Below are 16,258 nucleotides of genomic sequence, written 5' to 3' on the forward strand. Positions count from 1 at the left end.
GTCGTGAGTGATTGGGAACAGGTCATCACTTCGTGCATGATGAGTCAAGAGTACACCCTATGTGAAAAGCCTGAAGCCCCTTGGCCGGGGTGGATCCCCTCCATTAAGCCAACCAGCACGATCCCTCAGGTACAGACCACGTTTTCTGATGAAATTGAAGCAATGATCGGACGGCGAGCTCAGCGAGGCCGTCCGGGGCGCCCGGGAAAGCGATCGCTCTCTTAGTTTAGATCACGTGGTCTGTTCCCCCATTTCCCTCACTCCCCAGCGCCTTATTAAATGTTTTCTACATCCCCTAAACTTTTTTCCAAAACCAAGCATAAGCACTGACATTAGCGCTGCTTGGTCGTTGGTCCGGAAATAGTATGGCGAGCAACAACCCTCGTACATTCCATTCGTTTGGAGGCATCAGCCTTTCTTGTGCCGGGTCACGCACAACAAAGAGTCACGGTTCTTATCAATGGCTTACAGGCATCGTTCAATACGCTTGAAAAGTCAGAAGGCAACATCCTCGAAATACCCGTTACCCCCTCGATGCAGCAACATATCGCAGAGCAGGGTTTCGTGAGGATGCAATTGCAATTTGCAGACGCAATAAGCCCGCAGCAGCTCGGTTTGGGCGATGATGCGCGGATACTCTCGGTAGGATTGAAAACGTTAACCGTCAATTGACTGTGTGTTGGTAGTGCAGTTTTAAGCGATGGAAAAAGGGGGGCTTGTCGCCTGGACGACAAAGCGCCACCCGCTATGCTTCGACGATGGCGTCTTGCCATTCACTACGCCCATCACAACAACCCAGGGCGCGAGACGAGAACCTGCCCGTCATCGCCCCTTTACAGAGATGATCCATGAATACATACAAAGCCGTGTCGGGAGTTGTGTGGGGTTTTTTGTTGGGTTGCATCGGCCAGGCCAATGCCTTTCAACTTTCGCCGGATGGCACCTTGGCTGAGCGGGAGATGGCCAAGAAATACGGGGTTTCCTATAAGGCGACGGTGCCTTTCGCCAGCTTTGCGCTGCATAATTTTTCCGATCCGGCCCATGAGGCGTTGACGCAGAAGATCTATGGGTGCGACGGCGATTGGCAGGATTGCAGCAACCCTAACCTGGAGTATGCCGGAGCCTACATTATTGCCGGGGTTCGCTGGAACGATGACCCGGTGTTCATGCCAGGCACGGAAGATGCCAGAACCAAGGGCTGCAATGGGCGTTACTCGGTTGGCTTTATCTCGCAGACGCGGTGCTGGGTAAATCTGTTCGAGAAAGCCGAGGACAAAAGCGCTTCCGATCCGATGGCGTTCATGGGGTCGGGGAATTACATCTCTCGTTCGCATTTCGGCGACCTGCAGTTCTTGCATGCAATGGCTTCCCAGGAGGGCGCCACGCCAGAGCAGACCAAGCGTGAAATCATGATGTGGGCCGAGTTCGCCTGGGGTGTTGCCGACGGAACCTACCCCATCAATACCTATTTGAAAGACATCAAGATCGAAGGCTGGGAGCAGCATTTCAATAATGGGCAGACGGTGCAGGACCTTTTTGCGGTCGGGCGTCCGTGGCTGCGGGCGAATGTGAACCAGGTGGCGTTGGGCAGCCTGCTTCATCTTGTCCAGGACAGTTTTGCCGGCGGGCATGCGCAGCGGCGCGAAGAGGTAATGGGTGACAAGTGCATGGGCGGGGCGGAGGCTGTGCTGGGGCGAATCGAGGAGTTTCATTCTTACGCCCGGCAGGATCATGCCAAGCACAAGGCCGATGACGCCAGTTCAGTCGCTAGGATCATGCTGATGGCCCATGAACCGGACGTCGTGGATGCGGGCAAGAAGCTGAGAGGGTTTATCGCCGATCGCAGGAAATGGGCGGATGTCAGGCCTTATCTGGATGAGTGTGTCTTTGCCCTGGCCAATGAAACGACTCCGGCGTCGGCGGGTGATGGATACAGGCTGGAAGCCAACCGCTGAACACGTGACGAAAAGCTGTGGGGGAAAAACTGTGGGAGATTCTATGTTGCAGGGGAACCCTGCAACCGTGAATTTGGTTGGTATTCGCTCTGATTTTTCATCAGGGCGAATGCTACCCGACACAACTTGCGGGCGAGGATAACCAAGGCCTGAGTTCTGGCCAGGCCTCGTGCCAAGAAGGCCTCATAGTAAGGTTTCCAGGCAGGAGACCGACAGGCCGCCATCGCGGCGTTGTGCGCCAGGCGTCGTAGCTCCCCGTCCCCTTTTTTGCTCAAGTGACGAGGACTGTGCTTCTTCCTGAATCTTTTGGACGCAAATCCATCCCCAAGAAAGCAATGAATGCATCGCCACTGACAAAGTGACCGCGCATGAATGCGGTCGCCAAGCCAATGGCCGTCAGTTCACCAATTCCTTCGATGGCTTTGCAGCGGTTGATGTTTTCAGTGATCCCTGCCGCTTGGCTGGCCTCACGCATTAGTTTCTGAATGGCCTGATCGGACTCTTTGAAGACCTCCAACTGCCGGGCCAAGATGTCCTTCAGACACGGTTCGTTCGAAAAACTCAGCACGATACTGACGCGGGCCTTGATGAGTGCCGCACGTTTTCTAAGCAGGTTTTTTAACACTTTGTAGGCTTCTGGAGGTGGGCTCCAGATACGCAGCCTTGCTTGCTCGTTCGTTAGATACCGAGCCAGCAAACGCGCATCACAAGGATCAGTTTTAGCCCGCAGCCCAATACTTTCACGGTAATGGGCCACCCGATAAGGATCCACAACGTAAACATGAAACCCCATTCCATGGGCCAGCTCAGCTGTGTCCAGGTGATAAAAGCTGGTGGCTTCCAGCGCAATCGAGCTTTGGGCTGGTAGCGTTTTGAGCCACCGGCCAAGAGCTTCGCGGTGGTTGGCGATGGCTTGAGTGATTTTCAGGTCTTCGCGGTAAACGACGATTTCGGCCTTCGCTACATCGATACCAATAACCGTTGGTGAGTTAAGGATTGTCATGACGAATCCTCGGAGCTAGGGTTTAGGTGCTTGTCGGGGTCTACCTTTGCGCTGGCTTGCCTCTATCGTCGGTTTTACCGATGAATTCCTTATCGGCGCTTTAGGTAGAAAGGGCGGAACGAGAAGTCTCCCACGGTCCGTACTGGCTAGAGTCGGAATCGAGCTTTTAGTCCCGCCCACCCCTTCAAGTCTAAACATACAAGCGAGCTTGCTCGCGATAACGGTGTGTCAGCTTACGGTTATGGTGAATGTACTGACGTCATCGCGAGCAGGCTCGCTCCCACAGTAGCCGCAGAATGATGTGCCTTACTTGCCCGCCGGCCGTTCGTTGACATTCAGCCTTCCTCGACCATTATTAAGTGCCTCCAGAGTTATCAGTCCTCCAGAGGCACGAGCATGGTACAAACCGACATTCTCATTGTGGGAGCCGGCCCTACTGGATTGGTCCTGGCGTTATGGCTCACCCGGCAGGGGGTGGCTGTCAGGATCATCGACAAGAGCCATGGGCCGGGGGAGACCTCGCGGGCCATGGCCGTCCAGGCCCGTACCCTTGAGTTGTATCGCCAACTCGGCATGGCCGGTGCGGTCATCGAAGCCGGGTACAAGACCCCGGCCATGAACATGTGGGCCCTGGGAAAACGCAAGGCGCGGATTCCGCTGGTGGATGCCGGCGGGGATGTGTCACCTTATCCTTTTGTCCTCATATACCCCCAGGATCGTCATGAGCAGCTGTTGGTCGAGCGGCTTAAGTCCCTGGGCGTCGAAGTCGAGCGGCAGACCGAACTGCTGTCTTTCGAGGACCATGGCGATCGGGTTACCGCGCGCTTGAAGCAGGCGGATGGTCGCGAAGAGACGCTCACGGCCGCTTACCTGGCAGGCTGCGATGGCGCGCGCTCGCTCGTGCGGCATCAGGTGGGGAGCGGTTTCGAGGGCGGTACCTATAAGCAGCTGTTCTACGTGGCGGACGTGTCTGCCAGCGGTTTCGAGCCTGCGGGCGAGGCCCATATAGCGTTTGATAAATCCGAATTCGTGCTGGTGTTTTTCTATGGCGAAACTGGTCAATATCGCCTGATCGGCACGGTTCGTGACGAGCGCGCAGAACACCCGGAGACGCTTACGTTCGAGGACGTGGGTCACGACGCGATTAACGGCCTGAACATCAGGATCGATAACGTCAATTGGTTCTCCACTTACCGGGTCCATCATCGCGTCACGGATCAGTTCCGCTGGGGCAGGGCGTTTTTGCTGGGAGACGCTGCCCACGTCCACAGTCCGGCCGGCGGCCAAGGCATGAATACCGGCATCCTCGATGCGATCAATCTGGCCTGGAAACTGGCGGCGGTCGTGAAGGGGCGGGCAGCAGACTCGCTGCTCGACAGCTACCAGGCGGAACGCCAGGCGTTTGCGCAAAAGCTTGTGGAAACCACAGACCGGCTGTTCACCTTTGCCACCGCCCAAGGCAATTTTGCCGACTTCGTGCGCACGCGCATCGCTCCACTCTTCGCAAGCGTTGCCTACAAGAGCGAGAACGTGCGTGAGTACCTGTTCCGGATGGTGTCCCAAACCTCCTTGAATTATCACGAAAGCCCATTGAGTGCCGGCAAGGCGGGTGACGTGCAGGGCGGCGACCGTTTGCCTTGGGTACCGCTGCCGGGTGCCGACAACTACGAACCGCTCGCGACCATCGGCTGGCAGGTGCATGTCTACGGCGAGGCCCGGGCGGACCTGAAAGCCTGGAGCAGCCAGCACCAGATCCCCCTGCACACGTTCGCCTGGCAGCATGATCATGACAAAGCCGGGTTGTGCCGGGACGCCGCCTATCTGCTACGCCCCGATACCTACGTCGCCCTGGCGGATCCGCAAGCGTCTACGGCAACGTTGAGCCAGTATTTCAGCGACCGGGGCCTGACACTGCCGGCTTGAACGCGCCAGGTAGGGCGCCGGACGCTGCCGATAGCCAATCTGTGACCGTCTTCAGCCCAGATCCCCAGCCTCATGCCGCTCCGGCACCTGGCTCGCCTCGTCACCCCACGTGCGGTTGACTCGTTGTCCGCGCAGGACGGCAGGACGCTTGGCGATTTCTTCTGCCCAGCGTTGCACATGGGTGTATTCGTGGGCACTGAGGAATTCGGCGGCGCCGTAGACGTTGTTGCGCACCAGTTGGCCATACCAGGGCCAGACCGCGATGTCGGCGATGGTGTAGTCGTCGCCTGCCAGGTAGCGGCTTTCGCCAAGGCGGCGATCCAGCACGTCGAGTTGGCGCTTGGCTTCCATGGTGAAGCGATTGATCGGGTATTCGAGCTTCTCCGGCGCATACGCGTAGAAATGTCCGAAGCCGCCACCCAGGTACGGTGCGGCGCCCATCTGCCAGAACAGCCAGTTCAGTGTTTCGGTGCGACCTGCCGGATCGGTGGGCAGGAAGGCGCCGAGTTTTTCCGCCAGGTAAAGCAGGATCGAACCGGACTCGAAGACGCGGATGGCCGGCTCTACGCTGCGGTCCACCAGGGCCGGGATCTTGGAGTTGGGGTTGATCTGGACAAAGCCGCTGGAGAATTGGTCACCCTCGTTGATGCGGATCAGCCAGGCATCGTATTCCGCGCCCGCATGACCCAGCGCCAGCAGTTCTTCCAGCAGGATGGTCACTTTCACGCCATTGGGCGTGGCCAGGGAATAGAGCTGCAGTGGATGCTTGCCAATCGGCAAGGTCTTTTCGTGAGTCGGCCCGGCAACAGGGCGGTTGATGCTGGCGAACTGGCCGCCAGACGGGGCGTCGTTTTTCCAGACCTTGGGCGGAACGTAGGACGCATTGCTCATCGGGACATACCTCATCGGTTGCTTGTGGTGTGATCCCCCAGAGTCTACCGCTGTTCGTTCATGATCCGCGCCACTTCACCGGAAGCCTTGAGCTGGTCGAAGGCGCGTTGGGCCTTGGCGACGACTTCATCCGGTGTGCTCAGGCTGAAGGCCAGGTGGACCCTGTGGGGTTGTTCGTCGAGGGTATAGACCTCTTCCAGCGAAGTGAAATCCACCTGGGCGTCTTTGCTCATCAGGCGTGCGGTGTTCTCTGGCATCGGCAGCAACTGGATCTGGCGATTGAGCAGTTTTTGAAAGTTGTCGTGGTTGTTGGCCGAGATGACCAGCCGGGTGAACCCACGCTGTTGCAGGTAAATCTGCTTGGCGTCATTGCGCACCACGCCGATGCTGTACTGCTTGGCCTCCTCGAGGTTGTTGACGGCAATGCCTGCGCTGTCCCGCATCTTGTAGAGCCGGCTCGCTACCCGATGAATTTCACCGACCCATTTGAACAGTTGCTCGCGAGCCGGGGTGCGGTCCAGCGGGAAAATCAGCACGTTAGGCTCGTGTAGCGCCTTTTCATAGGCCCGGGCCCACGGGTAGAGCGACAGGCTGTAGTCGGTGAGCTGCGCGTTTTTCAGCGTTTCTTCGGCGATGCGAATGCCCGGCCCGACGACCTTGTCGTCACGCTGATAGGCGTACAGCGAGTCTTCGGTGACGACTTCGATTGCCTCGGCGTGGCTTTGCAGGCTGATGGAGGCAAGTAGCAAGCATGAGCAGAGTGTCAGGCGAATATGCATATGCAGACCTCATGGCGCGCGATGGTTGTTACAGGGCGACGCAGTCGCGCCCCTGGTGTTTGGCCCGGTACAGCGCCTGGTCGGCGCGTTGCAGCAATTGGTCAAAATGATCCATTGTCTCCGGGTCGAGCTCGGCGACGCCGATGCTCACGGTGACAAAAGGCGATACCTTGGAGCCGCTGTGGGGCAGCTCACGCTCGGCCAGGCTCGTACGCAAGCGTTGGGCGGCTTCGCAGGCTTGGACGCCGTCGATATTGGGTAGGACCACGACGAACTCTTCGCCGCCTACGCGTGCGGTCAGCTCGCCAGAGCGGCCGAACACACTGCGCAGGGTCTCGGCGATCTCTTTCAAGCACTGGTCGCCCTGCATGTGGCCGTAGGTGTCGTTGTAGATCTTGAAGAAATCGACATCGCACATGAGCACGGCCAGCGGGGTCTTATGGCGGATCGCCCGGCGAAACTCGATTTCCTTCAGTTCGTCGAAATAGCGACGGTTGGCCAGGCCCGTCAAGGCATCGTGACGTGACAACGTTTCGAGCGACTGGTTGGCCGCCTTCAATTCAGCGGTGCGTGCCTCGACCAGTTCGGCCATTTGATCGCGGCTGGTGGCAAGGGCCAGTTCGTCCGAACGCTGGCGCTCCAGATGGGCGTGGAGATTGTCCTGGAGTGCATTGACCTGGGATTCGAGCAGGCTCAGTTCATCCTGGCGGAGCACCGCCCGTTGCAGCTTGAGGTGATGCTTGAGGGTTTGCGGCGCAAGTTCGCCCAGGTGACGGGCGATATGCACCACGTGCACGGTCACCAGGCGGTTGAACATGGTCATGACCAACCCGGCCAGCAGCAAGGACTGGATGAGCTGGGTGATGACGATGCTGCGTGCTTCGCCCCAGAGGCGCTCCCACAGCAGGTTATTGTCGCCTTCGATGGTCAGCTCGCCGACTTTTTCCTGGGCTCCGGCGTAGGGCTGCGCTATGAGTTGGCGATGCAGCACCGGCACCACGCCCGATTGAGCGACGGTGTATCGATTGAGTTCGATGATTTCGGGGGCTTGGCCGGGGCGCAGGATGTTCAACACCACGCGACCCACGGGCGCTGCCGTGGCGACGCTGGTGATTTGCTGGTCGAGGGATTCACGGTCCAGCTCCCAAATGGCGTGGGCCAGGGTGTTCTGGAACACTTGGTCGATCAGGGCCAGTTCCGAATTCATTTCCGCGAGGTTGTTTTCCCAGGCCAGCCAGGTTCGCCAGGTGACCATCGCCAGGGTAAAGAGCAGGCAGAACAGCAGCGTTGCCAGCACCAGGCGCCGCCCCAGGGAGCTGAATGCCTTGGCCTGTGGTTGTAAGGAGGACACCGTACGGAAATCGCCCTCCATGTCATAACCATTTGCGCAGGATGGCATCGTAGACGCCGTTGCGGCGGATGGTTTCAAGGCCAACACGGAACTTCTCCACTGTTTCGGTCGGCGTCTTGCGGCTGAACGCCATGTTCAAGCCATCTGTACTGCTCAGCTCGGGCAGCGGCAGCGAGCGGATCAGCACTTTGTCCGGGTCTTCGCCATTCTGGCGTGTCAGGTACAGCGCGTTGAGCTCATTGGAGATCCACAGCTCCACGTGATCGACCTTGAGCTTGCGGTAGTTGTGTTCGTACTTGGTGCTCGACTGCAATTCTTCGCCGATGCGGAACCCTTTCGACACCAGGTACTGCTCGCCCACGTCCTGATTGACCGTGGCGATCTGGTGACCATGGGCATCGGCCAGCGAAGCGAGTTTTACCGGCCGGTCCGCCAGTGAGTAGATGTACCACTGCGTCGGGCCAATGGTGCCGACCCACTGGAAAAGCGATTCACGTGCCGGTGTACGGACGATCGAGTAGATCAACACGTTGCTTTCATTGAGCGCCAGTTCATACGCCCGGGCCCAGGGCATAGGCTGGATAGGCGCGTCCAGGCCGACCTCCTTGAGCACGGCCTGGACCACCTCGGTGCTCATGCCGGTCACTCGCCCGTTCTGCGTCATGTTGTAGGGCGGAAGTTCCTCGGTGACGATGCGCAGCGGCGCCTCTGCCGCGCAAGCGCCAGCAGCGAGGAACATCAGGACGCCCCACATCAGCAGGCGATTAAGCGGCAAACCCATTGATCATTACCCTATGCAACTTGCAGAACCCGGCGAGGCCTGGGAGCTATCACTGATAGGGTTATCGGCTGGGCGGGCGCCTGCTTGAATCGTGCCTGTCGAAAGCGACAGCCCAGCCGCGGGATCAACCGTTCAACAGCGTCATCGTTTGCGCCTGGTATCGGTCGCCCGCCACCGCACCTTCGCCCGCGAAAATCCCATCCAGTTGGGCCAGTTCGTCAGCGCTCAACATCACCGAAGCCGCCGCCACATTGCTTTCCAGATACTTGCGCTGCTTGGTGCCCGGGATCGGGATGACATGCTCGCCCTGGGCCAATACCCAGCCCAGGGCCAGTTGCGAGGCGCTGATGCCTTTGTCCGAGGCCAAGGCCTTGACCCGCTCTACCAGCATCAGGTTGCGATTGAAGTTGTCAGCCTGGAAGCGCGGGCTGAAGCGACGATAGTCATCGGCGGCGAAGTCCTCCGGGGATTTCAGCTCGCCGGTCAGGAAGCCCCGGCCCAGGGGGCTGTAGGCGACGAATGCAATGCCCAGGCGTTGGCAGGTAGCGAGCACGCCGTTTTGTTCGGGGTCGCGGGACCACAGCGAGTATTCGCTTTGTACCGCTGCCAGTGGATGCACGGCGTGGGCCCGCTGGATGGTCTCGGCGCTGGCTTCCGAGATCCCGATGTCGCGGACCTTGCCTGCCTTGACCAGCTCGGCCATGGCGCCGATGGTTTCTTCGACGGGCACTTCAGGGTCAATGCGGTGCTGGTAGTAGAGGTCCAGGTAATCGGTGTCGAGGCGCTTGAGGCTGCCGTCGACAGATTGCCGGACGTATTCGGGGCGGCCATTGACACCTCGGGCGTGGGGGTCGCTGCTGCGCACCAGGCCGAATTTGCTCGCCAGGTACAGGCCTTCACGCTTGCCACGCAGGGCGCGTCCGAGCAGTTCTTCGTTGGTGTACGGCCCGTACATGTCGGCGGTGTCGAACAGCGTCACGCCCAATTCCACGGCGCGATGGAGCGTGGCAATCGCCTCTCGCTCGTCCACGCCGGTGGTGTAGAAATCCGACATGCCCATGCAGCCCAGGCCGATGGAGGAAACGTAGGGGCCACGATGGCCGAGTTGGCGGGTCTTCATGATGATTACTCCTGGAAATGAACGACCTGTGCAGTCTCCATCAAGGGGTTTCCTGGATAAATCCACGATTATTGGTTTAACTATTCGTGATATCTGAATAATGAGGCGCAACATTGGACCGATTACAAGCCATGCAGGTGTTCCGGCGCATCGTTGAGCTGGGTGGTTTTGGCAAGGCGGCCGATGACCTTGGGCTACCCAGGGCCACCGTCAGCCTGCTGATCCAACAGTTGGAAGCGCATCTTGGGGTGCAGTTGTTGCAGCGCACCACCCGGCAGGTGCGCGCAACGCTTGATGGCCAAGCGTATTACCAGCGCAGTGGCCAGTTGCTGGACGACCTCGATGACCTGGAAAGCTCGTTGTCGGCGCAGCGAAGCCAGCCGCGCGGCACCTTGAAAGTGGACATGCCCATTGCCTTCGGGTGCACCTGGATCCTGCCGCGCCTGGCGGATTTCTACCGCCGCTACCCGGCGTTGCAACTGGATCTGGGCTTCCACGACCGCCAGGTCCATCTGCAGCGCGAGGGCGTGGATTGTGCAATCCGCGCCGGCAATGTCGTCGACCAGGCGTTGGTGGCACGCCCCATCGTGCGCCTGCACCAACTGACCTGTGCCAGCCCCGGCTATCTTGCCCGCGCCGGGACGCCTGGGCGGCTGGAGGATTTGCCAGCGCACCAGGTCATTGGCTTTGCGTCTGGCAATGGACGGTTTTTCCCGTTCGAATTCGAGGTGGCGGGGCGGGTGCGCGAAATGCAATTGCCGAGTGAACTGAACGTCAATAACGCCGACGCTTATGTGACCGCCTGTGAGGCGGGATTCGGCTTGATCCAGGTGCCGCGTTATCACGTGCAACGGCAGTTGGCCGAGGGCAGGCTGGTCGAAGTATTGAGCGAGTATCGCGTGCCGACGTGGCCGATCTCAGCGGTGTACCCGCCCCATCGACAGTTGTCGCCCAGGGTGCGGGTGTTTATCGACTGGGTGATCGAGCTGTTGCACGGCGAGGCGGATGCGCAGGGGGCGCTGATGGAGCGGGCGTAGGCTTCTGCACTGTGCTCGACGGCCAGGTCGACAGAGCCTGGTCAACCACCATCTCCAGGAGCTCGCGACTAAAGCCGGCCTTGGCCTGAACAGCCATGCCGTGAGTCATTGCCAGCACAAAGGCGGCCAGTGCCGTGCAGTTGGCGCTCTGCGGCAGATCCCCATCCTCTTTTGCCCGTTCGAAGCGCTCACGCAACGTCACTTCTGCGGTTGCTCGTGCGTCGATCAAGGCGCATCGAATGGGTTCGGCATCGTCCGAGCCTGCCAAGGCGCCATGGATTCCGAGACAGCCTTTGCGGTCCGGGTACCGGGTATTCAATTCCACCGCCCGGCGGAGGATGTGTTCGGCTACCTCCCGCGAAGTGGGTTGTTCCAGCGCCATCGGGAAGAAATCCAGATAATGCGTGTAATAGCGCTCGAGCGCTTTGCGGAACAAGGCCTCCTTGTTGCCGAACGCAGAATAAAGCGCAGGGCGTTCAACGCCTGTGGCCTGGGTCAGGTCGGTGTATGACGCCCCCTCGTAGCCCTTGCGCCAAAACACGCAAAGCGCCGCTTCCAGCGCTTTCTCCACGTCGAACTCACGCTGTCGCCCCATCAGATCACCTCAAGCTTTTTCATAACGATCGATATTAAACCCCTTGACGATTGCTTCGCAAATTCATACTGTCCGTTACGTTAACGGTCGTTATGGTTTCTCGGTAGCCTCCACGAGGGGCATTCAAACATTCATGAAGAGGTTTTTACCGTGCAGAAATTACTGGCAGGCAAGGTTGCACTCGTAACAGGTGGATCACGTGGCCTCGGTGCCACCCTGGCGCAGGCACTCGCCGACCTGGGAGCGGATGTTGCAATCAGCTACGTCGCATCGGTCGAGAAGGCCGAGGCCGTGGTCCAGCAACTCAAGGCGAAGGACGTTCGTGCGCTGGCAGTTCAGAGCGACCAGGCGGACATGGCGGCGGCCCGACCGTTGATCGACAATGTGATAGCGCATTTCGGCCAACTCGACATCCTGGTGAACAATGCGGCGATCGCGGTTCAGGGCAAGACGGTGGACGCCCCCGATCTCGATACCGTCAACCTCGATCGCCAGTGGCAGACCAACGTGATGGGCGCCGTGGCGACCACGCGCGCGGCCGCCCCGGTGCTGTCGGATGGCGGTCGGATCATCTTCATCGGTTCACTTCTGGGCGGGCATGTCCCGTTTGCCGGCGCCGCCGACTATGCGGGAACCAAGGCGGCTATCGTCGGTTATGCCAAGGGCGTCGCTCGGGACCTGGGTGCTCGCAATATCACGGTCAATGTCGTCCAGCCCGGCATCATGCCAACCGACATGTCGGCAGAGGTATTGGGCGACAGTGTGCCCGACGCGCTGCTGGACCTGCATCCGATTCGCCGGATTGCAACACTCGAGGAGGTAGCGGCTACGGTCTGTTTCTTGGCGGGGCCAAGCGGTGGCTATATCACCGGCAGCGCGATCGATGTAGCCGGCGGCCTGAGCATCTGATCCCCAACGTTCAATCGGAACCAGAGGTGCAATCTCCCATGACGACCATCGGCATCATCGGCGCAGGCGAGGTGGGTAGCCACATCGCACGCGCGGCCATCGCGAACGGCTATCAGGTCGTGATTGCCAATTCGCGCGGCCCCGAGACCCTGGAGAGCCTGATTGAGACGCTGGGTCCGTCAGCGCGCGCAGCCACTGCTGCGGGCGCTGCGATGGCGGGCGATTTCGTCGTCGTGGCGGTTCCACTCAAGGTCGTCAATGACATGCCGGTGGAAGCGCTTGCGGGGAAGGTCGTGCTCGATACGAACAACTACATGATATGGCGGGATGGGCATATCCCGCTCATCGATTCCGGCGAAAAGACCGTCCACGAACTCCGTCAGGAGCAACTCCCCACTTCCAAGGTGGTCAAGGCCTTCACTCATATCCAGGCGCCCCGGATCATCACTTGGGGCCAGCCCGCTGGCACCGCCGAGCGCCTGGCCCTGGCGGTTTCGAGTGATTTTCCCGAGGCGGTGGCACTCGTGACGCGACTGTACGACCAATTCGGTTTCGACACTGTCGACAGCAGCCCGCTTAGTCAATCCTGGCGCAACGCTCCCGGCCAACCCGCATGGAAGCAAGAGCGCCAGATCCGGCTCGAGCTTATGGCCAACCTGGCCGCTGCGCGACACCCGTCAAGCCTTGACCCAGCGCTGGCGACTCCAGCTACTCAACGTATCGACCGCGAACACCAGTAGCAACATCGCCAGGATCACCGTGCTGCCCTGTGCTTCCTGGAACAGGCTGAGGCTGACGTAGAGCATTTGCCCTAAGCCGCCGGCGCCGACGAAGCCGAGCACGCTGGCCATGCGTATGTTGTTTTCCCAGCGGTACAGGACATAGGCCAGCAGTTGAGGCAGAAGGTTGGGCAGCGTGCCGTAGCAGAACGCCAATACGGCATTGCCGCCTTGCAGGCGGATCGCGTCGGCCGGTTCGGAAGGGGTATTTTCCAATGCCTCGGCGAACAGCCGGCCGAGCACGCCGGTGGTGTGCAGGGCCAAGGCCAGGGTGCCGGCATTGGGGCCGAGCCCGGCGGCCAGGACCATCAGTGCGGCCCACACCAGTTCTGGAACGGCGCGCAAGGCATTGAGCAGCAGGCGCGAAGCGCTCTGCGGGGGCCAGCCGAAGCGACCGGCCGCAGGCAGGGCCAAAAGTAGGCCAAACACCGCCGCGAGCAGGGTGCCAAGGGCCGACATGGCAAGGGTTTCCAGGGCGCCGTGAGCGATCGCCTTCAGATGACCCGGGCTCAAGTCCGGACTGAGAAAACGCTGCGCGTAAGCCCCCATCCGGTGCAGATTACCGCTGTCGCCAAGCTCGCTCAGGTCGATGCCCAGGTAGACGAACGAGGCGACGACCGCCGAGCCGATGCACAGGACCATGACCGCGTTGAGCAGGCGCTTCATGCCAGCCTCCAGCGCAGCAGGCGGCTGAGTTGATCGGCGAGCAGCACCAGCATCAGGAACGTCAGCAGCAGGCTGGCCACTTCACCGCCGGCGAACATTCGCAACGACAAATCCATTTGCTGGCCCAGGCCTCCGGCACCGACGAACCCCATCACCACCGAGGCGCGGATGGCGCATTCCCAGCGATACACCGTATAGGACAGCAGTTCCGCCGCGACATTGGGCAGGATCCCGTAGCAGAAGGCCGCGAGCCGGCTGCTGCCGGACTGCAAGAGTGCGTGGGCCGGGCGCTGGTCGACCGACTCGTAGATTTCCGCGTAGACCTTGCCCAGCATGCCGCTGTAGGTGATGGCGATCGCCAGTACGCCGGCGGTGGGGCCGAGGCCGACGGCGCGTACGAAGAGCAAGGCCCAGACGATTTCCGGGACGCTGCGCAGGAAGATCAGCAGGCCGCGTACTGGCCAACGCAGCAGTTGCCCCCAATAACCCGGATGCCCGGCACGGGAGGCCGCCGACAGTGACAGGGCGCGGCTGGCCAACAGGCTTGCGGGCACCGCCAACAGCAAAGCCAGGGCCATGCCGGCCGTGGCGATAGCCAGTGTCTGCAAGGTGGCCTGCCACAGCAGTTCGATGAATTCGTCGCCATGGGCGGGAGGCCAGAAGGCCGCTACAAACCGGCCCATTTCGCTCTGGCTGTCGCTGGTGACCAGCACTCGGAGGTCCAATTCGCTGAACTGGATGCCGGGCCAGAGCAGGACAAGGGCCAGCAGGCTGAGCAGCAGGCGAGGGCGGCTGGCGGGGTCTCGGGTATCGCGTGTCAGCATCGGGGGATCTGCACGCTCGAGGGCGGGAGGGGCGTTGGCGAAGACTGCAGCTGTTCGTTGGCGTAGAGCGTGTCGAGCAACGGACGGTCGACCGCCTCGGTTGGCAGGTCGAACAGGATCTGCCCATCACGCAGGCCGATGACCCGGGAAAAGTGCGCCAAGGCCAGTTCCACCGCGTGCAGGCTGGCAACCAGGGTAACGTTGTGCTCCCGGGCGTGGCGACAGAGCACCGAAAGCGTGTGCTCGGCTAAAACCGGGTCCATGGCCGAGACCGGTTCGTCGGCCAGCAACACCTCCGGCGCCTGATACAACACCCGGGCAATGCCAACGCGTTGCAACTGTCCGCCGGACAGCTGCTGGCATTGCGCGAACAACTTGTCACCCAGGTCCAGCCGGGCCAGCGCCGCCCTGGCGCCTGGAATATCCAGCGGATGCAGCAGGTTCAACAGGCTTTTGCCGATGCCCCACTGACCGAGTTTTCCGGCCAGGACTGCGGTGACCACGCGTTGGCGTGGCGGCAGGGGCGGCGCTTGGTGGACCAGGCCGATACGCGCGCGCAGGCGCTGACGCTGGCGGGCAGACAGTTGCCAGGCGCGCTCGCCGAGCAGTTGCAGCTCGCCGCTACCCGGGCGCAGAGCGGTGGCGAGCAGGTTGAGCAGGCTCGACTTGCCTGCGCCGGACGGGCCGATGACCGCGACCTGTTCGCCCGTGCCGATGTGCAGGTCTATGCCCCGCAGCGCCTGGACACCGTTGGCATGGGTAACGCTGACCTGGGTCAGTTGCAGGGTCATTTGAGCAGTTCGGCGGCGCGTGCGGCTTCCTCGATGCCCTTGTAGTTCTCAGGCTTGGTTTCGATGAAGCGACTGGCGGCCTGCAGGTCGAGGATTTCCTTGTCTTTCGGGTTGGCCGGATCGAGTGCCAGGAAAGCTGCCTTGATCTTGGCCGCCAACGCTGGGTCGAGGGTGCCGCGCACCGTCCAGTTGTAGTCGAAATAGGCGGGGGTGGTGGCGAAGACCTTGACCTTGGTCGTGTCGACCTTGCCGGCCGCCACCAGTTTTTCCCAGACGCTGGCGTTCAGCACCCCAGCGTCCACCTTGCCGGCCTGGACCCAGGCGACGGTGGCGTCATGGGCGCCCGAGTAGCCCACGCGGCTGAAATAGCTTTCCGGCTTGATGCCGTCCTTGAGCATGAAATAGCGCGGCATGAGACTGCCGGAAGTCGACGACACCGAGCCGAAGGCGAAGGTCTTGCCCTTGAGGTCGGCGAGGGATTTGACGGCCGGGTCGGCGGTGATGAATTTACTGGTGAACTGGGCATCCTGTTCGCGCTGTACCAGCGGGATGGCGTTGCCGGTTTTCAGGCGTGCCTGCACGAAGGTGAAGCCACCCAGCCAGGCCATGTCGATCCGGTCAGTGGCCAGCGCCTCGACCACGGCCGGGTAGTCGCTGACGGGGACGAACTCGACTTTCATGCCGGTTTGCTGTTCCAGATAGGCACCCAGCGGCTTGAACTTGCGCAGCAACTCGGTCGGGGCCTCATCGGGAATCGCACTGACTTTCAGGGTATCGGCGGCCTGGGTCAGCAGGCTGCAAACAGACAGGGCAACGCCGACGGCCAATGCCAGGGAACGCTTGAGCATGGAAGA

At 60.8% G+C, this 16,258-nt stretch carries 15 protein-coding genes and 1 pseudogene; 5 read left to right on the forward strand and 11 right to left on the reverse strand.

Translation table 11 applies throughout. The features are described from left to right. The first annotated feature begins 848 nt into the window (after positions 1-848). Positions 849-1,955 (forward strand): hypothetical protein, encoded by a 1,107-nt coding sequence (locus tag GN234_RS00995; protein ID WP_176687653.1) that lies wholly within the window; start codon positions 849-851, stop codon positions 1,953-1,955. 41 nt (positions 1,956-1,996) lie between these two features. On the opposite strand, the pseudogene GN234_RS01000 reads toward GN234_RS00995, so the two are convergent. After that, positions 1,997-2,958 (reverse strand): annotated as a pseudogene (locus GN234_RS01000) (IS110 family RNA-guided transposase). A gap of 396 nt (positions 2,959-3,354) precedes the next feature. Here GN234_RS01000 and GN234_RS01005 point away from each other — a divergent pair. Continuing rightward, the gene (locus GN234_RS01005) at positions 3,355-4,881 is read left to right on the forward strand and encodes an FAD-dependent monooxygenase (protein WP_176687654.1); all 1,527 of its coding nucleotides are present in this window, start codon (positions 3,355-3,357) and stop codon (positions 4,879-4,881) included. 51 nt (positions 4,882-4,932) lie between these two features. Here GN234_RS01005 and yghU read toward each other — a convergent pair whose 3' ends face one another. The 5 genes from yghU to GN234_RS01030 form a co-directional block, all read right to left on the reverse strand. Then, positions 4,933-5,772: a glutathione-dependent disulfide-bond oxidoreductase gene (gene yghU / locus GN234_RS01010; RefSeq protein ID WP_176687655.1), complete on the reverse strand. Its 840-nt coding sequence runs from the start codon at positions 5,770-5,772 to the stop codon at positions 4,933-4,935. Positions 5,773-5,816: 44 nt separating this feature from the next. Then, on the reverse strand, positions 5,817-6,551 hold the full coding sequence (locus GN234_RS01015; protein WP_163858257.1) for a substrate-binding periplasmic protein: 735 nt from the start codon (positions 6,549-6,551) through the stop codon (positions 5,817-5,819). 28 nt (positions 6,552-6,579) lie between these two features. Further along, a complete protein-coding gene (locus GN234_RS01020) occupies positions 6,580-7,923 on the reverse strand; it encodes a diguanylate cyclase (protein ID WP_176689539.1) in 1,344 nt (447 codons plus the stop codon). A 1-nt stretch (position 7,924) separates the two neighbouring features. Next, entirely contained in the window at positions 7,925-8,683 is a 759-nt protein-coding gene (locus tag GN234_RS01025) for a substrate-binding periplasmic protein (RefSeq protein ID WP_163858260.1), read from the reverse strand. A gap of 124 nt (positions 8,684-8,807) precedes the next feature. Next, positions 8,808-9,803 carry an aldo/keto reductase gene (locus GN234_RS01030; RefSeq protein ID WP_176687656.1) on the reverse strand — a complete coding sequence of 332 codons (996 nt, stop codon included), beginning with the start codon at positions 9,801-9,803 and terminating at the stop codon, positions 8,808-8,810. Positions 9,804-9,916: 113 nt separating this feature from the next. Here GN234_RS01030 and GN234_RS01035 point away from each other — a divergent pair, with 113 nt between their 5' ends. Then, positions 9,917-10,840: a LysR family transcriptional regulator gene (locus GN234_RS01035; protein ID WP_109753150.1), complete on the forward strand. Its 924-nt coding sequence runs from the start codon at positions 9,917-9,919 to the stop codon at positions 10,838-10,840. Here GN234_RS01035 and GN234_RS01040 read toward each other — a convergent pair. Further along, complete coding sequence (locus tag GN234_RS01040) at positions 10,770-11,435, reverse strand: TetR/AcrR family transcriptional regulator (protein WP_176687657.1); 666 nt, start codon at positions 11,433-11,435, stop codon at positions 10,770-10,772. The two genes, GN234_RS01035 and GN234_RS01040, sit on opposite strands and share 71 nt — an antisense overlap. A 150-nt stretch (positions 11,436-11,585) precedes the next feature. Here GN234_RS01040 and GN234_RS01045 point away from each other — a divergent pair, with 150 nt between their 5' ends. Together GN234_RS01045 and GN234_RS01050 are read left to right on the forward strand one after the other, a co-directional pair. After that, positions 11,586-12,344 (forward strand): SDR family NAD(P)-dependent oxidoreductase, encoded by a 759-nt coding sequence (locus GN234_RS01045; RefSeq protein WP_176687658.1) that lies wholly within the window; start codon positions 11,586-11,588, stop codon positions 12,342-12,344. Between the two features lie 38 nt (positions 12,345-12,382). Further along, a complete protein-coding gene (locus tag GN234_RS01050) occupies positions 12,383-13,084 on the forward strand; it encodes an NADPH-dependent F420 reductase (protein WP_176687659.1) in 702 nt (233 codons plus the stop codon). Here GN234_RS01050 and phnE (GN234_RS01055) read toward each other — a convergent pair. Genes phnE (GN234_RS01055) through GN234_RS01070 form a run of 4 tightly spaced genes read right to left on the reverse strand, consistent with a single transcriptional unit; the run spans position 13,022 to position 16,252 of the window. After that, positions 13,022-13,789: a phosphonate ABC transporter, permease protein PhnE gene (gene phnE, locus GN234_RS01055; RefSeq protein WP_109753148.1), complete on the reverse strand. Its 768-nt coding sequence runs from the start codon at positions 13,787-13,789 to the stop codon at positions 13,022-13,024. The two genes, GN234_RS01050 and phnE (GN234_RS01055), sit on opposite strands and share 63 nt — an antisense overlap. Then, positions 13,786-14,613, reverse strand: a complete 828-nt coding sequence (gene phnE / locus GN234_RS01060; protein ID WP_163858268.1) for a phosphonate ABC transporter, permease protein PhnE — start codon at positions 14,611-14,613, stop codon at positions 13,786-13,788. Before phnE (GN234_RS01060) ends, phnE (GN234_RS01055) begins: the two co-directional genes overlap by 4 nt. Beyond that, complete coding sequence (locus tag GN234_RS01065; RefSeq protein WP_163858271.1) at positions 14,607-15,404, reverse strand: phosphonate ABC transporter ATP-binding protein; 798 nt, start codon at positions 15,402-15,404, stop codon at positions 14,607-14,609. The genes phnE (GN234_RS01060) and GN234_RS01065 overlap by 7 nt, the downstream gene beginning before the upstream one ends. Beyond that, positions 15,401-16,252 carry a putative selenate ABC transporter substrate-binding protein gene (locus GN234_RS01070; protein ID WP_116832652.1) on the reverse strand — a complete coding sequence of 284 codons (852 nt, stop codon included), beginning with the start codon at positions 16,250-16,252 and terminating at the stop codon, positions 15,401-15,403. The genes GN234_RS01065 and GN234_RS01070 overlap by 4 nt, the downstream gene beginning before the upstream one ends. Positions 16,253-16,258: the final 6 nt, after the last annotated feature.

This window comes from Pseudomonas bijieensis, from assembly GCF_013347965.1.
GTDB classification, from domain to species: Bacteria; Pseudomonadota; Gammaproteobacteria; order Pseudomonadales; family Pseudomonadaceae; genus Aquipseudomonas; species Aquipseudomonas bijieensis.